Here is a 16,063-nt window from a genome sequence, read left to right on the forward strand (position 1 = left end):
ACAGGCAAAAAAAAAGCCGCTAATGCATTAGCGGCTTCTCAACAGTCGTTTCTCAATAATCTTACGCAGTCGCGGTTTCGCTTGCCTTGGCCGTCTTGTCGTCGTCCTGAGTCATACGATTCAGTTTCGGCGCGGTCAGCAGCATCAGAACTGCAATCACCGCTGTCGCAATACCAATCTGCATGAACACGGTGCCGTAGACATTCAGGGAGACCAGTGGGTCAGTGACGTTTTCCGGCACGGCCATCAGGTTCGCAATCTTACCTGCTATAATTGCTGCACCGGCAGTGGTCAGGAACCAGCTACCCATAATGAAGCCCATCAGACGCTGTGGAACCAGCTGTGCCACCATCGCCAGGCCCAGACCGGAGATCATCAGTTCGCCGATAGACTGCAGCGCATAGCTCAGAATCAGCCAGTTTACGGAGACGATACCGGCGTCGGTCGCAAATTTCGTACCCAGCGGCAGCACCAGGAACGCACCGGAGCACAGCACCATACCAATCGCAAACTTGTGCGGCATTGGCAGACGGTCGCCCATCTTGTTATAGATAGCTGCCAGAATCGGGCTGCCAATCATAATCCAGAACGGGTTCAGCGCCTGATACTGCTCCGGCTCGAACGCGATACCCAGGATAGAGTGCTCAACGTTACGAATGGCGAAGAAGTTCAGAGAGGTTGGCATCTGGCTGTACAGTACGAAGAAGATAATCGCTTCCAGCATCAGAATGAAGGCCACAATCATCTTACGGCGCGCAGCACCCTGCATCGCGAACGCTTCTTTTGCGAAGATGACCACGATACCCAGCGCAACCACGCCCAGCACCGCACGTGCGATACCCTGGTTATGCAGCAGCCAGGTGGCGATTGCCGCCAGAATCACAACGCCCACGATGGTCGCCAGCAGTTTGCCCATATGGACGGGTTCGAAATCGGGTTTTGAACCGTAGTCTTTGACCCAGTTGCGGCAGAACAAGAAGTTCACTACGGTGATCAGCATGCCCACGAAGCTCAGCGCAAACGCCACGCTCCAGCCGAATTTAGCGGCCAGCCATGGTGTTGCCAGCATGGAGAAGAATGAACCGATGTTGATGGACATGTAGTACATGGTGAATGCACCGTCCAGACGTGGGTCATCTTTGCTGTAACAGGTAGAGAGCAGGGAAGACGGGTTCGCTTTAAACAATCCGTTACCGACCGCAATGGTCGCCATACCCATATACACCACTGCGGCGTCATGGCCAGACCATGCGACCAGACCATAGCCAATCGCCAGAACAATGGCGCCCAGCATGATGACACGTTTGGTGCCGAGAACTTTATCACCCAGCCAGCCGCCGATAGCAACCAGGCCGTATACGAGGGCACTGAAGGAGGAGAACAGCGTGATGGAATCGGCTTCGGACATACCCAGCTGTTTTACCAGGTAAACCGCCATGATCCCTTGCAGGCCGTAGTAACCAAAACGCTCCCATAACTCGATAGAGAAGATGAGATAAAACGCTTTCGGTTGTTTAAAAGCGTTAAGACTCACGCTTTCATCTGTTGGTTTATTGTTTGCAGTCGACACATATACCTCTTTTTTTACATCCCATATTAACGGGGGTGTTCATAGCGTGATGGCCGTAGTCCATCCGCCTTATAGTTATATTGGGAGGAGAAACGGCGGGTAATGTTCACTATCCTGACCCGTCTGGCAATACGTTTGTAATAATCTGTTACATTTATCTGGGGTGGTATAATCGTCGGTTCATGCAAATGTTATTCAGCGTTAAATTTCATACGGTGAGTAAAGGTAGTTTTTTCAACTGGTATTCCCCCTCTCCGATCGGCTTTTGGCGATATGTTCTGCTATTTGCCGTTTGTGGCAGTGATATAGCCCATATTCTGAAAAATAGCTGGTCTTATCTTCCGGTTCTGATCGGTTATATCTTGTCTGGCAAAGGCTTTGGGATGATTTTGACAACAAAAAATCAACATGAAGTTATCAGAGTGATCGCGATCACATATGTATAGAAATTTTTGGCTATGAAAAAAGTATTAACCTGTTTGAGCGTTAACGCGCCGAACAAGTGATAAGTCAGCAGGGGCAAGAGGCGGATGATTTATGGTCAGGAGAGGGACGTTTGGAAGGCCTTCTCCTGATGTGGGATTGCGATTGTTCAGACCAGCAATTCAGGGATATACTTTTTCTTTGTATTCACAGAGGTCTTCAATAATGCAGGAGCCGCAACGAGGTTTACGGGCGATGCAGGTATAACGGCCGTGCAAAATCAGCCAGTGATGGCAGTCAACCTTGAATTCGGCGGGCACCACTTTTAACAGCTTCTCTTCAACCTGCTCAACGTTTTTACCGGGGGCGAAGTTGGTGCGGTTAGAAACTCGGAAGATATGCGTATCCACGGCGATCGTCGGCCAGCCGAACGCCGTATTAAGCACCACGTTCGCGGTTTTGCGTCCTACACCCGGCAACGCTTCCAGCGCTGCGCGGTCTTCCGGCACCTCACCGCCGTGCTGTTCCAGCAAGATCCGGCAGGTTTTAATCACATTCTCTGCTTTGCTGTTAAACAATCCGATGGTTTTGATATAAGACTTCACGCCTTCCACGCCGAGCTCCAGCATCGCTTTTGGCGTGTTAGCGACCGGATAGAGCAGGGCGGTCGCTTTATTGACGCTCACATCGGTAGCCTGTGCAGAGAGCAACACGGCGATCAGCAGCTCAAACGGGGAGGTAAAATTCAGCTCCGTCGTCGGATGCGGGTTCTCGTCCCGCAGACGGGTCAGGATCGCAATGCGCTTTTCTTTATTCATGAGGCCTTCTCGGGGATCCCTTCCTGGACGCTACGCTCTGCTGCGCGGCGCTTACGTTTTTCATCAATCAGGTATTTTACTGCCAGCATCATGCCAAGGCCAATAAACGCGCCAGGTGGCAGCATCGCCAGCAGGAATGGCGTATCGGTATGGAACACCTCGATACGTAGCGATTTGGCCCAGCCGCCCAGCAGCGCGTCGGCACCGTCAAACAGCGTCCCGTTGCCGAGGATCTCGCGCAGTGAGCCCAGCACGAACATCGCACCGGTCGCACCCATACCAATCGAAAAACCATCCAGCGCCGACATGGCCGGACTGTTTTTCACGGCGAAGGCTTCCGCACGGCCGACCACAATACAGTTGGTCACGATCAGAGGGATAAAAATTCCGAGCGACTGATACAGACCGAAGGCGTAGGCGTTAATCAGCATCTGGACGATACTGACCACCGACGCAATGATCATAACGTAAATCGGAATACGGATTTCCGACGGGGTCCAGCGGCGCAGGGAGGAGATGGAAAGGTTGGTCAGAGTCAGCACCAGCGTCGTTGCCAGACCGAGACCAAGCGCATTGGTGGCCGTTGACGTGACCGCCAGCAGGGGGCACATCCCCAGCAGCTGAACCAGCGCGGAGTTGTTCTTCCACAGTCCCTGGACAATAACCTCTTTAACCTGGCTCATGATCACTCTCCACAGGACGGAAGATTGTTGATTTGCGCGGGTAGCGTTTCAGCATACAGCCCGGCCCGTTTTACGGCGTTCACCACCGCGCGCGGCGTGATGGTCGCGCCCGTGAACTGGTCAAACTCGCCGCCGTCTTTTTTCACCGCAAACGCGGTGTCATCTTCACCATGGATCACTTTACCGGCAAAGTGCAAAATCCAGTCGCTCAGACGGGTTTCAATTTTATCGCCCAGACCCGGCGTTTCATGATGTTGCGTCACGCGGGTGCCCAGTATGGTGCCGGAGAAATCGCTGCCGACGAGCAGCTGAATGGCGCCGGAATAGCCGTCGGGCGCCGTCGCCTCCATTACCGCGCCGACCGGTTTATCCCCTTTGCGGGCGATAAACAGGCGGTGTGGGCCTTTTCCAAGCTGCGGCGCGTCTACCATGAAGCAGCTCTTTTGCAGGTCATTATCGTAAAAATCCGACGGGATCACCTGATCGAACAGCGCTTTTTGCTGCTTCACCGCCTGTTCATCAATGGTCGATTTGGTCAGCTCATTCACCAGCGCCGTCATTCCGGTGAGTACGGCGGCGAAAACGGCCAGCGTGACGCCATGTTTTTGCATTGTTTTCAGCATCGCGACACCCTTAACGATGGCCGTACACGCGCGGGCGCGTGTAATAGTCGATGAGTGGAACGGTGATGTTGGCGAGCAGGACGGCAAACGCCACCCCGTCCGGATAACCGCCAAAGCTACGGATGAGCCAGACCAGCAGTCCTGCCAGCGCACCGAAGATCAAGCGACCACGGTTAGTCGTAGACGCCGTCACCGGATCGGTCAGGATAAAGAACGCGCCAAGCATCGTTGCACCGGAGAGCAAATGTATCTGCGGGCTGGCCAGCGACTCAGGGGAGAAGACCCAGCCAAGGGTGGCACAAACCGCCAGCGTCACGAGGAAGCTGACCGGAATATGCCAGCGGATGGCCTTCTGCTGCAGCAGGAACAGGCCACCCAGCAGATACGCCAGGTTAACCCACTGCCAGCCTGCACCCGCAAGCATACCGCTGTAGATGGCGGATTTCATGATTTGCTCGACGCTGTGCCCGGCATGCAGGGACGTTTTGAACGTATCGAGCGGCGTCGCCTGGCTGATGCCGTCCACGCCCATACGCAGCGCGTTCATATCCGCGCCGAGCGCCGTATGGCCGGTAAAGATCACGTGCAGGGCATCCATAAAGCCTGGCACCGTGGCGGCAATGTCATGCGGTGGCAGCCAGCTGGTCATTTGTACCGGGAAGGAGATCAGCAGCACCACATAGCCGATCATCGCCGGGTTAAACGGGTTATGGCCGAGCCCGCCATACAGCTGTTTGGCAATAATCACGGCAAAAACGGTACCGAGGACGACCATCCACCACGGGGCAAACGGCGGAATACTGATGGCCAGCAGCAGGCCGGTCAGCAGCGCGGAGTTGTCGGCAAGAATGCGGGAGACCGTCATCTTGCGAAGCTTCAGCACCAGCGCCTCTGCCGCTACGGCGCTGATACAGCCCAGGGCTATCTGGAACAGGGTTCCCCAGCCGAAAAACCAGCACTGAACGGCAATACCCGGCAGCGCGGCCAGGCAAACCAGCATCATAATACGCGATGTCTGACGCTGATTATGGGTGTAAGGGGAACTTGCGATTCTGAAAACCATTTAATCCTCGTTAACGGCTTGCTGTGCGGCTTTCTTCGCCTGAACGCGCGCAATTGCGGCAGCGACGGCGGCCTTGCGCGGGTCATCGTTAGCGGCCTGCGGCTGCTCTTCCTGCTGCGCTGCTTTACGCGCTTTGGCGCGGGCTATCGCCGCTTCAACGGCAGCTTTACGCGGGTCAACCGGTGCTTCTGGTTCTGCTGCAGGTGCCTGCTGCGCTGCTTTACGCGCTTTGGCGCGGGCAATCGCGGCTTCAACAGCGGCTTTACGCGGATCAACCGGTGCTTCTGGTTCTGCCGCGGGGGCCTGCTGTTCCGCTTTACGGGCTTTGGCACGGGCAATCGCCGCCTCGACAGCGGCTTTGCGTGGATCGACCTCCCCATCCGGTTGCGCTGTTTGCGCTTTTTCTGCCTGACGTGCGCGAGCCGCAGCCTTGCGTGCTTCACGCGCGGCGATGGCTTCACTGTTGTCAGGCTTCTCACCTGCAGGGATCACCACCGTCTGGGCAGCATTGGCTTTTTTCTCGCGAACGCGTGCCAGGGCGGCGTTAATTGCATCCTGATCTTTTTCGCCAGGCTGGACGGCGGCCTGCTTATGACGCTCCTGACGGGCCGCTTTTTCACGTTCCAGCCGTGCCTGACGTGCTTCAAAGCGTGCTTTGGCTTCTGCTGCACGTTTTTCTTCCATGGAGATGGCATAAATTTCGGCCTTCTCCTGGCGGAAGTATTGCACCAGCGGAATATTGCTTGGGCAGACCCAGGCGCAGGCGCCGCATTCGATGCAGTCGGCCAGGTTATGCGCTTTGGCTTTATCGTGTAGCTGGCCTTTGCTGTACCAGTAAAGCTGCTGCGGGAGCAGATCCGCCGGACAGGCATCGGCACAGGCGCTACAGCGGATGCAGCCTTTCTCTTCCTGCACTTCGCCCATCTCGGTGGAAGAGGGAGCAAGCAGGCAGTTCGTGATTTTGACTACCGGGACATCCAGCCATGGCAGGGTAAAGCCCATCAGAGGGCCACCCATGATCACCATCTGATCGGTACCCGGGCAGAATTCAGCCTGCTCCAGCAAATGACGCACCGGCGTACCGAGGCGCGCCCAGACGTTACCCGGACGGGAGACCGATTCGCCAGTCAGCGTCACGACTCGTTCGGTTAACGGCTCGCCGTCAATTACCGCACGTTTCACGGCATAAGCTGTGCCGACGTTTTGCATCAGCACGCCGATATCCGAAGAACGTCCGCCGTGCGGCACTTGCTTCCCGGTGAGGATTTGCGTCAGCTGTTTTGCGCCGCCAGACGGGTACTTGGTTGGAATAACGCGCAGGGCGATATCATGGCTACCCGCCAGCACGGCGCGCAGCATGGAGATAGCCTGCGGTTTATTGTCTTCGATACCAATCAGCACTTCTCGCGGCTGCAAAATATGCGCGAGGATACGGATGCCTTCCACTACCTGAGCGGCGCAATCCTGCATCAGACGATCGTCGGCGGTGATATACGGCTCGCACTCTGCGGCATTGATAATCAGCGTCTGGATTTTATCGCTACCGCCGCGCAGCTTGACGCCGGTAGGGAAGCCCGCGCCGCCCAGCCCGGCAACGCCGAACTGGTGAATGCGCTCGATAAGCGCTTCGCGGCTCTGGCTGCGGTAGTCGCTCCAGCCGTCACGTTCGATCCAGCGATCTTCGCCGTCGGCTTCAATGATCACGCTCAGCTCTGACAGTGCCGACGGATGCGCCACCGTATGAGGGGCAATCGCGATCACTTTACCGGACGTTGGGGCGTGTACAGGCAGCATACGTCCGCGACCAAAGGTCAGCGGCTGACCGCGAAGGACGGTATCACCTTCTTTTACGCACAGCTCACCTTCCGCGCCGATATGCTGCTTGAGCGGCATGACGTAACGCGTCGCCAGCGGAATCTGGCGCAGCGGCGTGCCGTTAGACTGGGTTTTCATCTCCGGCGGATGAATACCGCCGTCAAAGTCCCAGATCTTCTCTTTTCTGAAAGCAGAAAATAACTTAAGCATGTTGTTCCACAGGAATGTTGCGAACCGGAATGGTTTGAAGATCCCACTTCCAGCTTTCGGTAGTCGCTTCAACCGGGCGCAGCGTAATACATTGCGTCGGGCAGGGGGCTACGCAGAGGTTACAGCCGGTGCACAGATCCGCCACGACGGTGTGCATGGCGCGGGTGGCACCCACAATGGCGTCAACCGGGCAGGCCTGAATACATTTAGTGCAGCCGATGCAATTCGCCTCGTCGATCACGGCGAGGGCGCGGACCGGCTCCTGCACATCCGCATCGCCATCAACGGGCTGTGGGTCAACGTTAAGCAGGGCCGCAATTTTCAGCATCACCGCTTCGCCGCCGGGCGCACAGCGGTTAATTTTCTCACCCTGAATGCCCACCGCTTCAGCGTAAGGGCGACAGCCAGGGTAGCCGCACTGCCCACACTGGCTTTGCGGCAGAAGCTCATCAATTTTTTCTACAACGGGATCGTCCTCTACCGCGAAACGGCGGGAGGCGTAACCGAGGATAAGGCCAAACGCTAACCCCAGGACGCTAATAGAGGCGATGGCAATCCAGATAGCATTCATTACAACTTCACCAGACCACTGAAGCCCATAAAGGCCAGAGACATTAAACCCGCGGTGACCAGCGCAATCGCGTTACCGCGGAAAGGCGCAGGGATATCCGCAGCGGCCAGACGTTCGCGAATCGAGGCGAACAGGACCATTACGAACGAGAAACCGACGGCGGCGGAAAAACCGTACAGCGCCGACTGCATAAAGTTATGGCCAAGGTTGATGTTCAACAGCGCTACGCCGAGTACCGCGCAGTTGGTGGTGATCAGCGGCAGGAAGATACCGAGCAGGCGATAGAGCGCCGGACTGGTTTTACGCACCACCATTTCGGTAAATTGCACAACAACGGCAATGACCAGAATAAAGGCCAGCGTACGGAGGTAGATTAACCCCAGCGGGATGAGGATCCAGGTATCTATCAACCAGGCGCAAATCGATGCCATCGTCATGACGAAGGTGGTTGCCAGCCCCATGCCCATCGCCGTTTCCAGCTTTTTGGAAACGCCCATAAACGGGCACAGGCCAAGGAACTTCACCAGAACGAAGTTGTTAACCAGCACAGTGCCGACAAAGAGCAGTAAGTAATCGGTCATTATTTAGCCTGAAATAAAAAAGCCGCCTATTATCGGACAAACCGGGTCAGGCGACAACAGGTTATCTGTAAGGTTATTACGGGTTCACGAAGGTGTTTTTTACCCGCGTCGACCGTTTGAAATAGGGCACCAGCAGCGCCGCGGCCAGTAACGGGAAAAGTAGCTGGCGGACCGCAAGCACGTCAGACACCGGCGAGAACGCAAACGCCTTGACTGCCAGCAGGACTGAGATTAACAGCCAGATAATATAGTGCTTAGGCACCCCTTTGCGGCGTTTGAAGAAGGCGATGGTCAGCCACAGGGTGTAGTACCACATGCCGATCGCGAAAACGAAGGACACAAACCACATCGCAATATTAAGCACACTTTGCGACATCAGGGTCTGAATAGCGTGAGGGGTGATCAGTGCGGTAGTATAAAGCAGCAGCGCAAGCGATGCGCTTAACAAGGCAACCAGCAGCCATGCCAGTGGGGCGATTAACCAGCCTCCAATGCGTTCTCCAGGCGTTGCGGTCATGAACTCTCCCATAATCTGCGCGAAATGTTGTACAGCCAGTTTGCAGGGCGGAGAGTATATAACATTTCGCGCGGATGGCTACTTTCTTATAAAACGTAACGCCAGACAGACTTAGGCACTTCACCGACGTTGAACAAACGACCGCCGGAGACCAGCTCCGCACGGCGATGATCGGCGGCGCGATACATATTGATGATGTCCTGATTATCCGACAGGGTGTAGTTCAGGTGGTCAAACAGTTTTTCCAGGCTCTCAAGCGAATTGATCTTGCGAAATTTTAATAAATAGTCCTGAACTGTCATATTAATAAGTTTCCATATAAAAGTGAGTAATACCCGTTAAGGTAATTCGTTCGAATAATAAACGGATTAATAAAGACGTAAACAGCCCACTCAGGTAACGCGACGAAATTAGGAGTTTTCTTTGCTGAAATTCAGGCATCAGACGATGCCTGGAAGAGAAGGTTAACCGTGTTCACCTGGGCTGGCAATACGTAACTGACATAATATGTCACTCGGTATTGCAGTAACCGGTTACTTAGGTTGGGCGACTGTGACAGGCTCCGGCGGCTGGTAGTTATCGATGTGGCTGGCAACGCCGAGCAAAATGACCGATACCCCAAGAACAATCCATCCCGCTAATTCAATGATTCGATTAATAATTGATGTCATGACTCGTAATTGTACTTTATCCATAAATACAGGGCGCAAATGTTACAGCGAGGCCTCACCAACGGCAAGCGCTTTGGGAACGGTTCCCTTAAACAAAATCAGAAGGTTAATACTATGTAACGAAAACAACCGCCACAACCTGCTATTTTAAGTCATACGGCACATTATTAATCTGCGCTTATGCCAGGCTTGCCAGTGTGAAATAAGAACGTCATAAAAGAGGACGGCACTATGAGTGATAATATCCGCGTCGGTCTGATAGGTTATGGGTACGCGAGCAAAACGTTTCATGCACCTCTGATAGCCGGAACGCCCGGAATGATGCTGGCAGCAGTATCCAGTAGCGATGCTACCAAAGTCCATGCCGACTGGCCTTCCGTGCCGGTTGTCTCTGAGCCAAAACATCTCTTCAACGATCCGAATATTGATATAATTGTCATCCCTACACCTAACGACACGCATTTCCCCCTGGCAAAAGCCGCGCTGGAAGCAGGAAAGCACGTCATTGTTGATAAACCTTTCACGGTGACGTTGTCACAGGCGCGTGAACTGGACGCGCTGGCAAAAGGCCTGGGCAGACTACTTTCCGTTTTTCATAACCGCCGTTGGGACAGCGACTTCCTGACGGTAAAAACGCTGCTCAGCGAAGGTACGTTAGGCGAGATCCTCTTTTTTGAGTCGCACTTTGATCGTTTTCGCCCGCAGGTAAGACACCGCTGGCGGGAGCAGGCCGGTCCGGGGAGCGGCATCTGGTACGATTTAGCCCCTCATCTTTTGGACCAGGCTGTCAACCTGTTTGGTCTGCCGGTGAGCATGACGGTCGATCTGGCCCAGCTCAGACCCGGGGCGCAGACGACCGATTACTTCCACGCGGTGTTAAGTTATCCGCAGCGCCGCATCGTGCTGCATGGAACGATGGTCGCGGCCGCGGAATCTGCCCGTTATATCATTCACGGCACGCGGGGAAGCTATGTGAAGTTTGGCCTCGATCCACAGGAAGACCGTCTTAAAAACGGTGAGCGTTTGCCGCAGGAAGACTGGGGCTATGATATGCGCGACGGCGTGGTCACGCGGGTTGAAGGTGAGGAACTGGTTGAGGAAACGTTGCTGACGATGCCGGGCAACTATCCGGCCTATTATGCGGCTATTCGCGATTCGTTGAACGGAACAGGAGAAAATCCGGTTCCGGCCAGCCAGGCGATTCAGATTATGGAGCTAATTGAGCTGGGTATCGAATCTGCCAAACATCGCGCCACGCTCTGTCTGGCATAGGGTTCAGATACTGTAGGCCGGGTAAGGCGCAGCCGCCACCCGGCAAAAAGGCTTACGCGGTTGCCACTTTATTCCGCAGAGCCTGCTTCTCTTCCGGCGTCAGGAACGCAATTTCCAGACCGTTGATCTGCGCCTGACGGATCTGCTCGCGGCTCAGACCCGCCTGCGGTGCGGCGTTATTGTATTCGTGGATGATATCCACGCCCTGTACCGCCGGATCGTCAGTGTTCAGCGAGGCCAGCACGCCGTGTTCCAGGAAGGTTTTCAGCGGGTGCTGCGCGAGCGTTGCCACGGTGCTGGTCTGAATATTGGACGTCAGGCACGATTCAATCCCGATACGCTGTTCTGCGAGGAAATCCATCAGGGCGCGGTCTTCTACCGCCTTCACGCCGTGACCGATACGCTCGGCGCCGAGCTCACGAATGGCCTGCCAGATACTTTCCGGGCCTGCCGCTTCACCCGCATGAACGGTAATGTGCCAGCCGGCATCGCGTGCGCGGTTGAAGTGAGAGAGGAACAGGCTGCCCGGGAAGCCCAGTTCATCACCGGCGAGATCGACGGCAGTGATGGCATCGCGATGGGCCAGCAGCGCCTCCAGCTCCTGCAGGCAGGCCGCTTCGCCAAACGTACGGCTCATAATACCAATCAGACGGGCCTGGACATCGTAGGTTTCGCAGCCCTGGCGGACGCCTTCAATCACGGCTTCCACCACGCCTGCAACGGGCAGGTTGTGGGTCATCGCCATATAGCCCGGCGAGAAGCGCAGCTCAACGTAGTGCAGGCCGTTACGGGCCGCATCTTCAATGTTCTCAAACGCCACGCGGCGGCAGGCATCCAGCGAGGCCAGCATCTTCACGCCCCAGTCGAGTTTGCTCAGGAAGCTGACGAGGTCAGGTTCATTAGAGGTGACCTGAACGTGCGGGATCAATGACTCCAGCGTTTGAGCGGGAAGCGTTAAATTGTACTGGCGGCCAAGATCGAGGATGGTTTGGGCACGAATGTTACCGTCAAGGTGACGATGAATATCAGTTAAAGGCAGGCGTGTATCAATCATGGTCGCACTCTTTTCTGGTTAAAGTGCGCCATATTATAAAAACAAAACGGGGTAAAAAGCTATTTGCGCAAGGGAATATTCCGTTGCGCAAACTGATTACAGGAGCGTGTTAATTCCGGCAATGAGGCGTTTCACCCCTAGTTCCAGCTTGCTACGCGGGCAGCCTGCGTTCAGGCGCACGAAACCGTTACCTTCGTTTCCGTAGGTATATCCCGGCATGATGGCCACTTTTTGGTGCTCAATCAGTACTTTTTGTAGCGCGCGGTCATCAATATTTAGCGGGCGCAGATCAACCCAGGCCAGATAGGTGGCCTCCGGCGGCTGCCAGTACAGTTTCGGAAAAGCACTGTTTAATTCCTGCGCGATATACAGCAGATTTTCTTCGAGATAGTGCCTTAGGGCATCCAGCCACGGTGCTCCCTGCTGGTAAGCGGCGATATGCGCCGTCAGTGCCAGTACGGAGGGGGAAGAGAGTCCGTCCCGGCCTTTTAAGGCGCCGAGATAGCCGTTACGACTCTCTTCTTCACCTATCAGGCCGTAAGCGCCCGTCAGCGCCGGGATATTAAAGCTTTTCGAGCCGGAGGTTAGCAGCGCCCATTTGCCGCGCGCCACCTCATTCCACGGCGTGTGACGATGCGCACCCCACACCATGTCCATATGAATTTCATCGCTGATGACAGCAACGTTATGGCGCTCGCACAACTCTGCCATGTGGGTCAATTCTTCGCGCGTCCAAACCTTACCGGTTGGGTTTTGCGGGCTGCACAGGAGCAGGATTCTATTTTCCGGTTTCGCCAGTGCCGCTTCCAGAGCGGCCATATTGCCCAGCCAGCCAGAAGCATGCTTTTCCATCTCAACCGGCACCACATGACGCCCATTGCCTTCAATGGCTTTGTAAAACGCATCGTATGCCGGGGTGTGCACCACCACGCCGTCGCCAGGAGCGGACCAGAGACGAATCAGCTCGGACACCATGTAGATGACGGAAGGGCCATACACGATGGTTTCGGTATCAATGTGGCTGTTAAAGCGCTGGCGGAACCAGTACGCGACGGCGGCGAGAAATTCATCGTTTTTCCAGCGGCTGTAGCCAAACACGCCGTGGTTGATGCGCTGATGCAGCGCGTCAGTAATGCAGGGGGCGGTGGCGAAATCCATATCCGAGATGGTGAAGGGCAGCAGGTCGGGCGCGCCAAAACGGTCGGCGACGTAGTCCCACTGTGTACACCAGGTGCCGTGACGATCCACGACGGTAGAGAAATCAAACATCACGTGAGTCCTTTAAGTAAAACCCCCTCAGAGCGAGGGGGCGGGGCATCAGGCTTCTACTGTTCGCATCAGGGTTGCCAGCTCATCTTTCACCGACTGTACCTGCGGGCCGATAACCACCTGCAAATTGTGCTGATTTAACTGTACCACGCCGATCGCCCGGTTGGCTTTCAGGGCGTTGGTATCCACTTTTGACATATCCGCCACCGACAAACGCAGGCGGGTAATGCAGTTATCCAGCGAGGTAATGTTATCCGCACCGCCCAGCGCCGCCAGAATGGCAGGGGTGTTATAGCCGGATTTGCCCACGGTTCCTGCAACTGCCTGTTCGACGCTGGTGGCTGTTTCAACATCACGGCCTGGCGTTTTCAGGTTGAAGCGGGTAATGGCGAAGCGGAAGATGCCGTAGTACACCGCAAACCAGATGGCCGCCACGACCGGTACCAGATACCACTTGGTGGAAAGACCATGCAGGATACCGAACACCACGAAGTCAATCACGTTGCCGTCGGTATTACCGATAGTGACGCCCAGCACCGCCATGACGGTAAAGCCCAGACCGGTCAGCACGGCGTGGATGAGATACAGCACCGGCGCAACAAACAGGAACAGGAATTCGATAGGTTCAGTGGTCCCGCCGACGACGCAGGCGATCACGCCGGAGATCAGCAGCCCTTTAATTTTATGGCGGTTTTCCGGACGCGCGCAGTGGTACATCGCCAGTGCCGCACCCGGCAGGCCGCCAAGGAAGGCTGGCATTTTACCCTGAGACAGGAAGCGGGTGGCGCTTTCAGAGAAGCCATGAGTGGTCGGGCAGCTCAGCTGCGCCTGGAAGATGGTCAGCGCGCCGCTCACATCGTGACCGCACACCTCCATGGTTCCGCCCGCTTCGGTGAAGCGAATCAGGGCGACCAGGATATGCTGCAGGCCAAACGGCAGCAGCAGACGCTCACCGGTACCGAAGATCATCGGACCAAAATCGCCCGCGCCGTTAATGATGCGGCCAATACCGTTGATGCCCATCGCAAAGACTGGCCAGATCAGCGGAATGATCAAACCAAACAGACCCATCACCACCAGGGTAATAATTGGTACAAAGCGGGTACCGCCGAAGAAGGCCAGGGCATCCGGCAGGCGAATATTGTGGAAGCGCTCGTGCAGCATCCAGATAATCACCCCGGCGATCACCGCGCCGAGGATCCCGGTATCAATCGACTGGATACCAATCACGCTCTGAATGTTATTGGCTTTCAGCACGGCAGCGTCGGTGGTCGGCAGAATACCTTTCGCGGTCAGCCAGAAGTTAACCGCCAGGTTCATCACTGCGTAACCCACAAAACCGGCAAACGCCGCCACACCTTTGTTCTCGCGCGCCAGACCCAGCGGGATAGCGATACAGAACATCACAGGCAGGAAGCTAAATGCGAAGGAGCCGACTTTACTCATCCAGATGAAGATCGCCTGCAGTACGGGGGTACCGAGGAACGGGATCAGGGTAATGACGTCTTTACTGCTCAGTGAGCTACCGATCCCGAGCATGATCCCACAGAACGAGAGGAGTGCCACGGGCAGCATAAAGGTTTTACCCAGTTGCTGGAAAAACTCCCACAGCGATATTTTTTGTGCTGCTTTCGCCGTCATAAAACGACTCCTTTATTGTTAAAATCAGTTTATCTGCTTCAATGCTGCGAGAAGATAAAACGTTTTATCAAAGTTTAGTGCGCGCTAAATCACATTCTCAGGCTTTGACTGGTAGTATAAAGATAACGTATTGATAAAACGTTTTACCGATCTCATTTCAGGGAGTCACGCCGACACATGGCTGTAGCGAAAAAAATCACCATCAACGATGTCGCGCTGGCGGCGGGGGTCTCCGTCAGTACCGTTTCTCTGGTGCTTAGCGGAAAAGGGCGCATCTCGCCTGCCACCGGGCAGCGAGTTAACGAGGCGGTTGAACAATTAGGCTTTGTGCGTAACCGCCAGGCGTCGGCGCTGCGCGGTGGACAAAGCGGGGTGATTGGCCTGATTGTCCGGGATCTGACGTCTCCGTTTTATGCAGAATTGACCGCCGGGTTAACCGAAGCGCTTGAAGCGCAGGGGCGGATGGTCTTTCTGCTGCACGGCGGACGCGAAGCCGATCAGCTCCTTTCCCGGCTGGATATGCTGCTCAACCAGGGCGTGGACGGGGTGATCGTCGCCGGGGCGTCGGGCGTGGGTAGCGAACTGTGCGAGCGTGCCGCCGAAAAAGGCGTGCCGCTGGTCTTTGCTTCGCGCGCCAGCTACCTGGACGAAGCGGATACGCTGCGCCCGGATAACATGCAGGCCGCGCAAATGTTGACCGAGCATCTTATTCGTCGCGGTCATCAGCGCATTGCCTGGCTGGGGGGTAAAAGTTCGTCCCTGACCCGCGCCGAACGGGTCGGCGGCTACTGCGCGACGTTGATCAAATACGGTCTGCCGTTCCACAGTGAATGGGTTGTTGAATGTGAGTCCAGCCAGAAGAAAGCGGCTGAAGCGATAAATGCGCTGTTGCGAAGCAACCCGACGATCAGCGCCGTGATTTGCTACAACGATGTGATTGCTATGGGGGCCTGGTTTGGCCTGATCCGCGCCGGGCGGCAGAGCGGTGAGGGCGGGGTGGAAACTTTCTTTGGCCATCAGGTCTCGCTGGGGGCGTTCGCCGACGTCGGTGAAAACGCGCTGGATGACCTGCCGATCGTCTGGGCCACCACTCCCGCGCGGGAGATGGGTTATACGCTGGCGGACAGAATCATGCAGCGCATCGAGAATACGGATGTCCAGGCCGGGCACCAGATTGTGGCGGCGCGCCTGGTCACCGTGAAATAAACGCCTCTGCACATCGCCCGGCGGCAACGGCCCCCGATCGTAGGCCGGGTAAGCGTCAGCGCCACCCGGCAATAAA

Annotated in this window: 16 protein-coding genes; 2 read left to right on the plus strand and 14 right to left on the minus strand. The window is 55.7% G+C overall.

The genetic code is table 11. From position 1 onward, the window contains the following. Nucleotides 1-61: 61 nt before the first annotated feature. The 11 genes from dtpA to blr all read right to left on the minus strand — a co-directional run bounded on the left by dtpA (nucleotide 62) and on the right by blr (nucleotide 9,533). A complete protein-coding gene (dtpA, locus tag ABFI50_RS18645; protein WP_014883575.1) occupies nucleotides 62-1,570 on the minus strand; it encodes a dipeptide/tripeptide permease DtpA in 1,509 nt (502 codons plus the stop codon). Nucleotides 1,571-2,175: 605 nt separating this feature from the next. Then, a complete protein-coding gene (gene nth, locus ABFI50_RS18650; RefSeq protein ID WP_008500570.1) occupies nucleotides 2,176-2,811 on the minus strand; it encodes an endonuclease III in 636 nt (211 codons plus the stop codon). Further along, complete coding sequence (locus ABFI50_RS18655) at nucleotides 2,808-3,494, minus strand: electron transport complex subunit E (RefSeq protein ID WP_014883576.1); 687 nt, start codon at nucleotides 3,492-3,494, stop codon at nucleotides 2,808-2,810. The genes nth and ABFI50_RS18655 overlap by 4 nt, the downstream gene beginning before the upstream one ends. A gap of 2 nt (nucleotides 3,495-3,496) precedes the next feature. Beyond that, entirely contained in the window at nucleotides 3,497-4,117 is a 621-nt protein-coding gene (gene rsxG / locus ABFI50_RS18660) for an electron transport complex subunit RsxG (RefSeq protein ID WP_014883577.1), read from the minus strand. A gap of 10 nt (nucleotides 4,118-4,127) precedes the next feature. Continuing rightward, nucleotides 4,128-5,180 (minus strand): electron transport complex subunit RsxD, encoded by a 1,053-nt coding sequence (gene rsxD, locus ABFI50_RS18665; RefSeq protein WP_014883578.1) that lies wholly within the window; start codon nucleotides 5,178-5,180, stop codon nucleotides 4,128-4,130. Further along, the gene (gene rsxC, locus ABFI50_RS18670) at nucleotides 5,181-7,205 is read right to left on the minus strand and encodes an electron transport complex subunit RsxC (RefSeq protein WP_347484783.1); all 2,025 of its coding nucleotides are present in this window, start codon (nucleotides 7,203-7,205) and stop codon (nucleotides 5,181-5,183) included. Continuing rightward, complete coding sequence (gene rsxB / locus ABFI50_RS18675; RefSeq protein WP_023337191.1) at nucleotides 7,198-7,776, minus strand: electron transport complex subunit RsxB; 579 nt, start codon at nucleotides 7,774-7,776, stop codon at nucleotides 7,198-7,200. The genes rsxC and rsxB overlap by 8 nt, the downstream gene beginning before the upstream one ends. Further along, the gene (gene rsxA / locus ABFI50_RS18680; RefSeq protein WP_014883581.1) at nucleotides 7,776-8,357 is read right to left on the minus strand and encodes an electron transport complex subunit RsxA; all 582 of its coding nucleotides are present in this window, start codon (nucleotides 8,355-8,357) and stop codon (nucleotides 7,776-7,778) included. Before rsxA ends, rsxB begins: the two co-directional genes overlap by 1 nt. A 76-nt stretch (nucleotides 8,358-8,433) precedes the next feature. Continuing rightward, nucleotides 8,434-8,874, minus strand: a complete 441-nt coding sequence (locus ABFI50_RS18685) for a DUF2569 domain-containing protein (RefSeq protein ID WP_023337192.1) — start codon at nucleotides 8,872-8,874, stop codon at nucleotides 8,434-8,436. Nucleotides 8,875-8,960: 86 nt separating this feature from the next. Further along, complete coding sequence (ydgT, locus tag ABFI50_RS18690; protein ID WP_013096896.1) at nucleotides 8,961-9,176, minus strand: transcription modulator YdgT; 216 nt, start codon at nucleotides 9,174-9,176, stop codon at nucleotides 8,961-8,963. 231 nt (nucleotides 9,177-9,407) lie between these two features. Then, entirely contained in the window at nucleotides 9,408-9,533 is a 126-nt protein-coding gene (gene blr / locus ABFI50_RS18695; RefSeq protein ID WP_168112406.1) for a division septum protein Blr, read from the minus strand. A gap of 243 nt (nucleotides 9,534-9,776) precedes the next feature. Here blr and ABFI50_RS18700 point away from each other — a divergent pair, with 243 nt between their 5' ends. After that, nucleotides 9,777-10,817, plus strand: coding sequence for an oxidoreductase (locus ABFI50_RS18700; RefSeq protein WP_059371939.1), 1,041 nt, complete (start codon nucleotides 9,777-9,779; stop codon nucleotides 10,815-10,817). A gap of 52 nt (nucleotides 10,818-10,869) precedes the next feature. Here the strand turns inward: ABFI50_RS18700 and add are convergent, their stop codons facing one another. The 3 genes from add to malX all read right to left on the minus strand — a co-directional run bounded on the left by add (nucleotide 10,870) and on the right by malX (nucleotide 14,781). Further along, nucleotides 10,870-11,871 carry an adenosine deaminase gene (gene add, locus ABFI50_RS18705; RefSeq protein WP_023332825.1) on the minus strand — a complete coding sequence of 334 codons (1,002 nt, stop codon included), beginning with the start codon at nucleotides 11,869-11,871 and terminating at the stop codon, nucleotides 10,870-10,872. Between the two features lie 96 nt (nucleotides 11,872-11,967). Further along, entirely contained in the window at nucleotides 11,968-13,140 is a 1,173-nt protein-coding gene (locus ABFI50_RS18710) for a MalY/PatB family protein (protein WP_176260624.1), read from the minus strand. Between the two features lie 48 nt (nucleotides 13,141-13,188). Next, nucleotides 13,189-14,781 carry a maltose/glucose-specific PTS transporter subunit IIBC gene (gene malX, locus ABFI50_RS18715; protein ID WP_045269488.1) on the minus strand — a complete coding sequence of 531 codons (1,593 nt, stop codon included), beginning with the start codon at nucleotides 14,779-14,781 and terminating at the stop codon, nucleotides 13,189-13,191. A gap of 177 nt (nucleotides 14,782-14,958) precedes the next feature. Between malX and ABFI50_RS18720 the strand changes: the two genes are divergently transcribed. Next, entirely contained in the window at nucleotides 14,959-15,987 is a 1,029-nt protein-coding gene (locus tag ABFI50_RS18720; protein ID WP_014883587.1) for a Mal regulon transcriptional regulator MalI, read from the plus strand. The last annotated feature ends 76 nt before the right edge of the window (nucleotides 15,988-16,063 follow it).

Origin of the sequence: Enterobacter sp. HNDS-6 (genome assembly GCF_039850505.1) — a bacterium.
GTDB classification, from domain to species: domain Bacteria; phylum Pseudomonadota; class Gammaproteobacteria; order Enterobacterales; family Enterobacteriaceae; genus Enterobacter; species Enterobacter kobei.

Bases quoted from the DNA above. Each gene is read 5' to 3' on its own strand.
- nth (WP_008500570.1), bottom strand. From the start codon at position 2,811: ATGAATAAAGAAAAGCGCATTGCGATCCTGACCCGTCTGCGGGACGAG.
- ABFI50_RS18655 (WP_014883576.1), bottom strand. From the start codon at position 3,494: ATGAGCCAGGTTAAAGAGGTTATTGTCCAGGGACTGTGGAAGAACAAC.
- rsxG (WP_014883577.1), bottom strand. From the start codon at position 4,117: ATGCTGAAAACAATGCAAAAACATGGCGTCACGCTGGCCGTTTTCGCC.
- rsxD (WP_014883578.1), bottom strand. From the start codon at position 5,180: ATGGTTTTCAGAATCGCAAGTTCCCCTTACACCCATAATCAGCGTCAG.
- rsxC (WP_347484783.1), bottom strand. From the start codon at position 7,205: ATGCTTAAGTTATTTTCTGCTTTCAGAAAAGAGAAGATCTGGGACTTT.
- rsxB (WP_023337191.1), bottom strand. From the start codon at position 7,776: ATGAATGCTATCTGGATTGCCATCGCCTCTATTAGCGTCCTGGGGTTA.
- rsxA (WP_014883581.1), bottom strand. From the start codon at position 8,357: ATGACCGATTACTTACTGCTCTTTGTCGGCACTGTGCTGGTTAACAAC.
- ABFI50_RS18685 (WP_023337192.1), bottom strand. From the start codon at position 8,874: ATGACCGCAACGCCTGGAGAACGCATTGGAGGCTGGTTAATCGCCCCA.
- ydgT (WP_013096896.1), bottom strand. From the start codon at position 9,176: ATGACAGTTCAGGACTATTTATTAAAATTTCGCAAGATCAATTCGCTT.
- ABFI50_RS18700 (WP_059371939.1), top strand. From the start codon at position 9,777: ATGAGTGATAATATCCGCGTCGGTCTGATAGGTTATGGGTACGCGAGC.
- add (WP_023332825.1), bottom strand. From the start codon at position 11,871: ATGATTGATACACGCCTGCCTTTAACTGATATTCATCGTCACCTTGAC.
- ABFI50_RS18710 (WP_176260624.1), bottom strand. From the start codon at position 13,140: ATGTTTGATTTCTCTACCGTCGTGGATCGTCACGGCACCTGGTGTACA.
- malX (WP_045269488.1), bottom strand. From the start codon at position 14,781: ATGACGGCGAAAGCAGCACAAAAAATATCGCTGTGGGAGTTTTTCCAG.
- ABFI50_RS18720 (WP_014883587.1), top strand. From the start codon at position 14,959: ATGGCTGTAGCGAAAAAAATCACCATCAACGATGTCGCGCTGGCGGCG.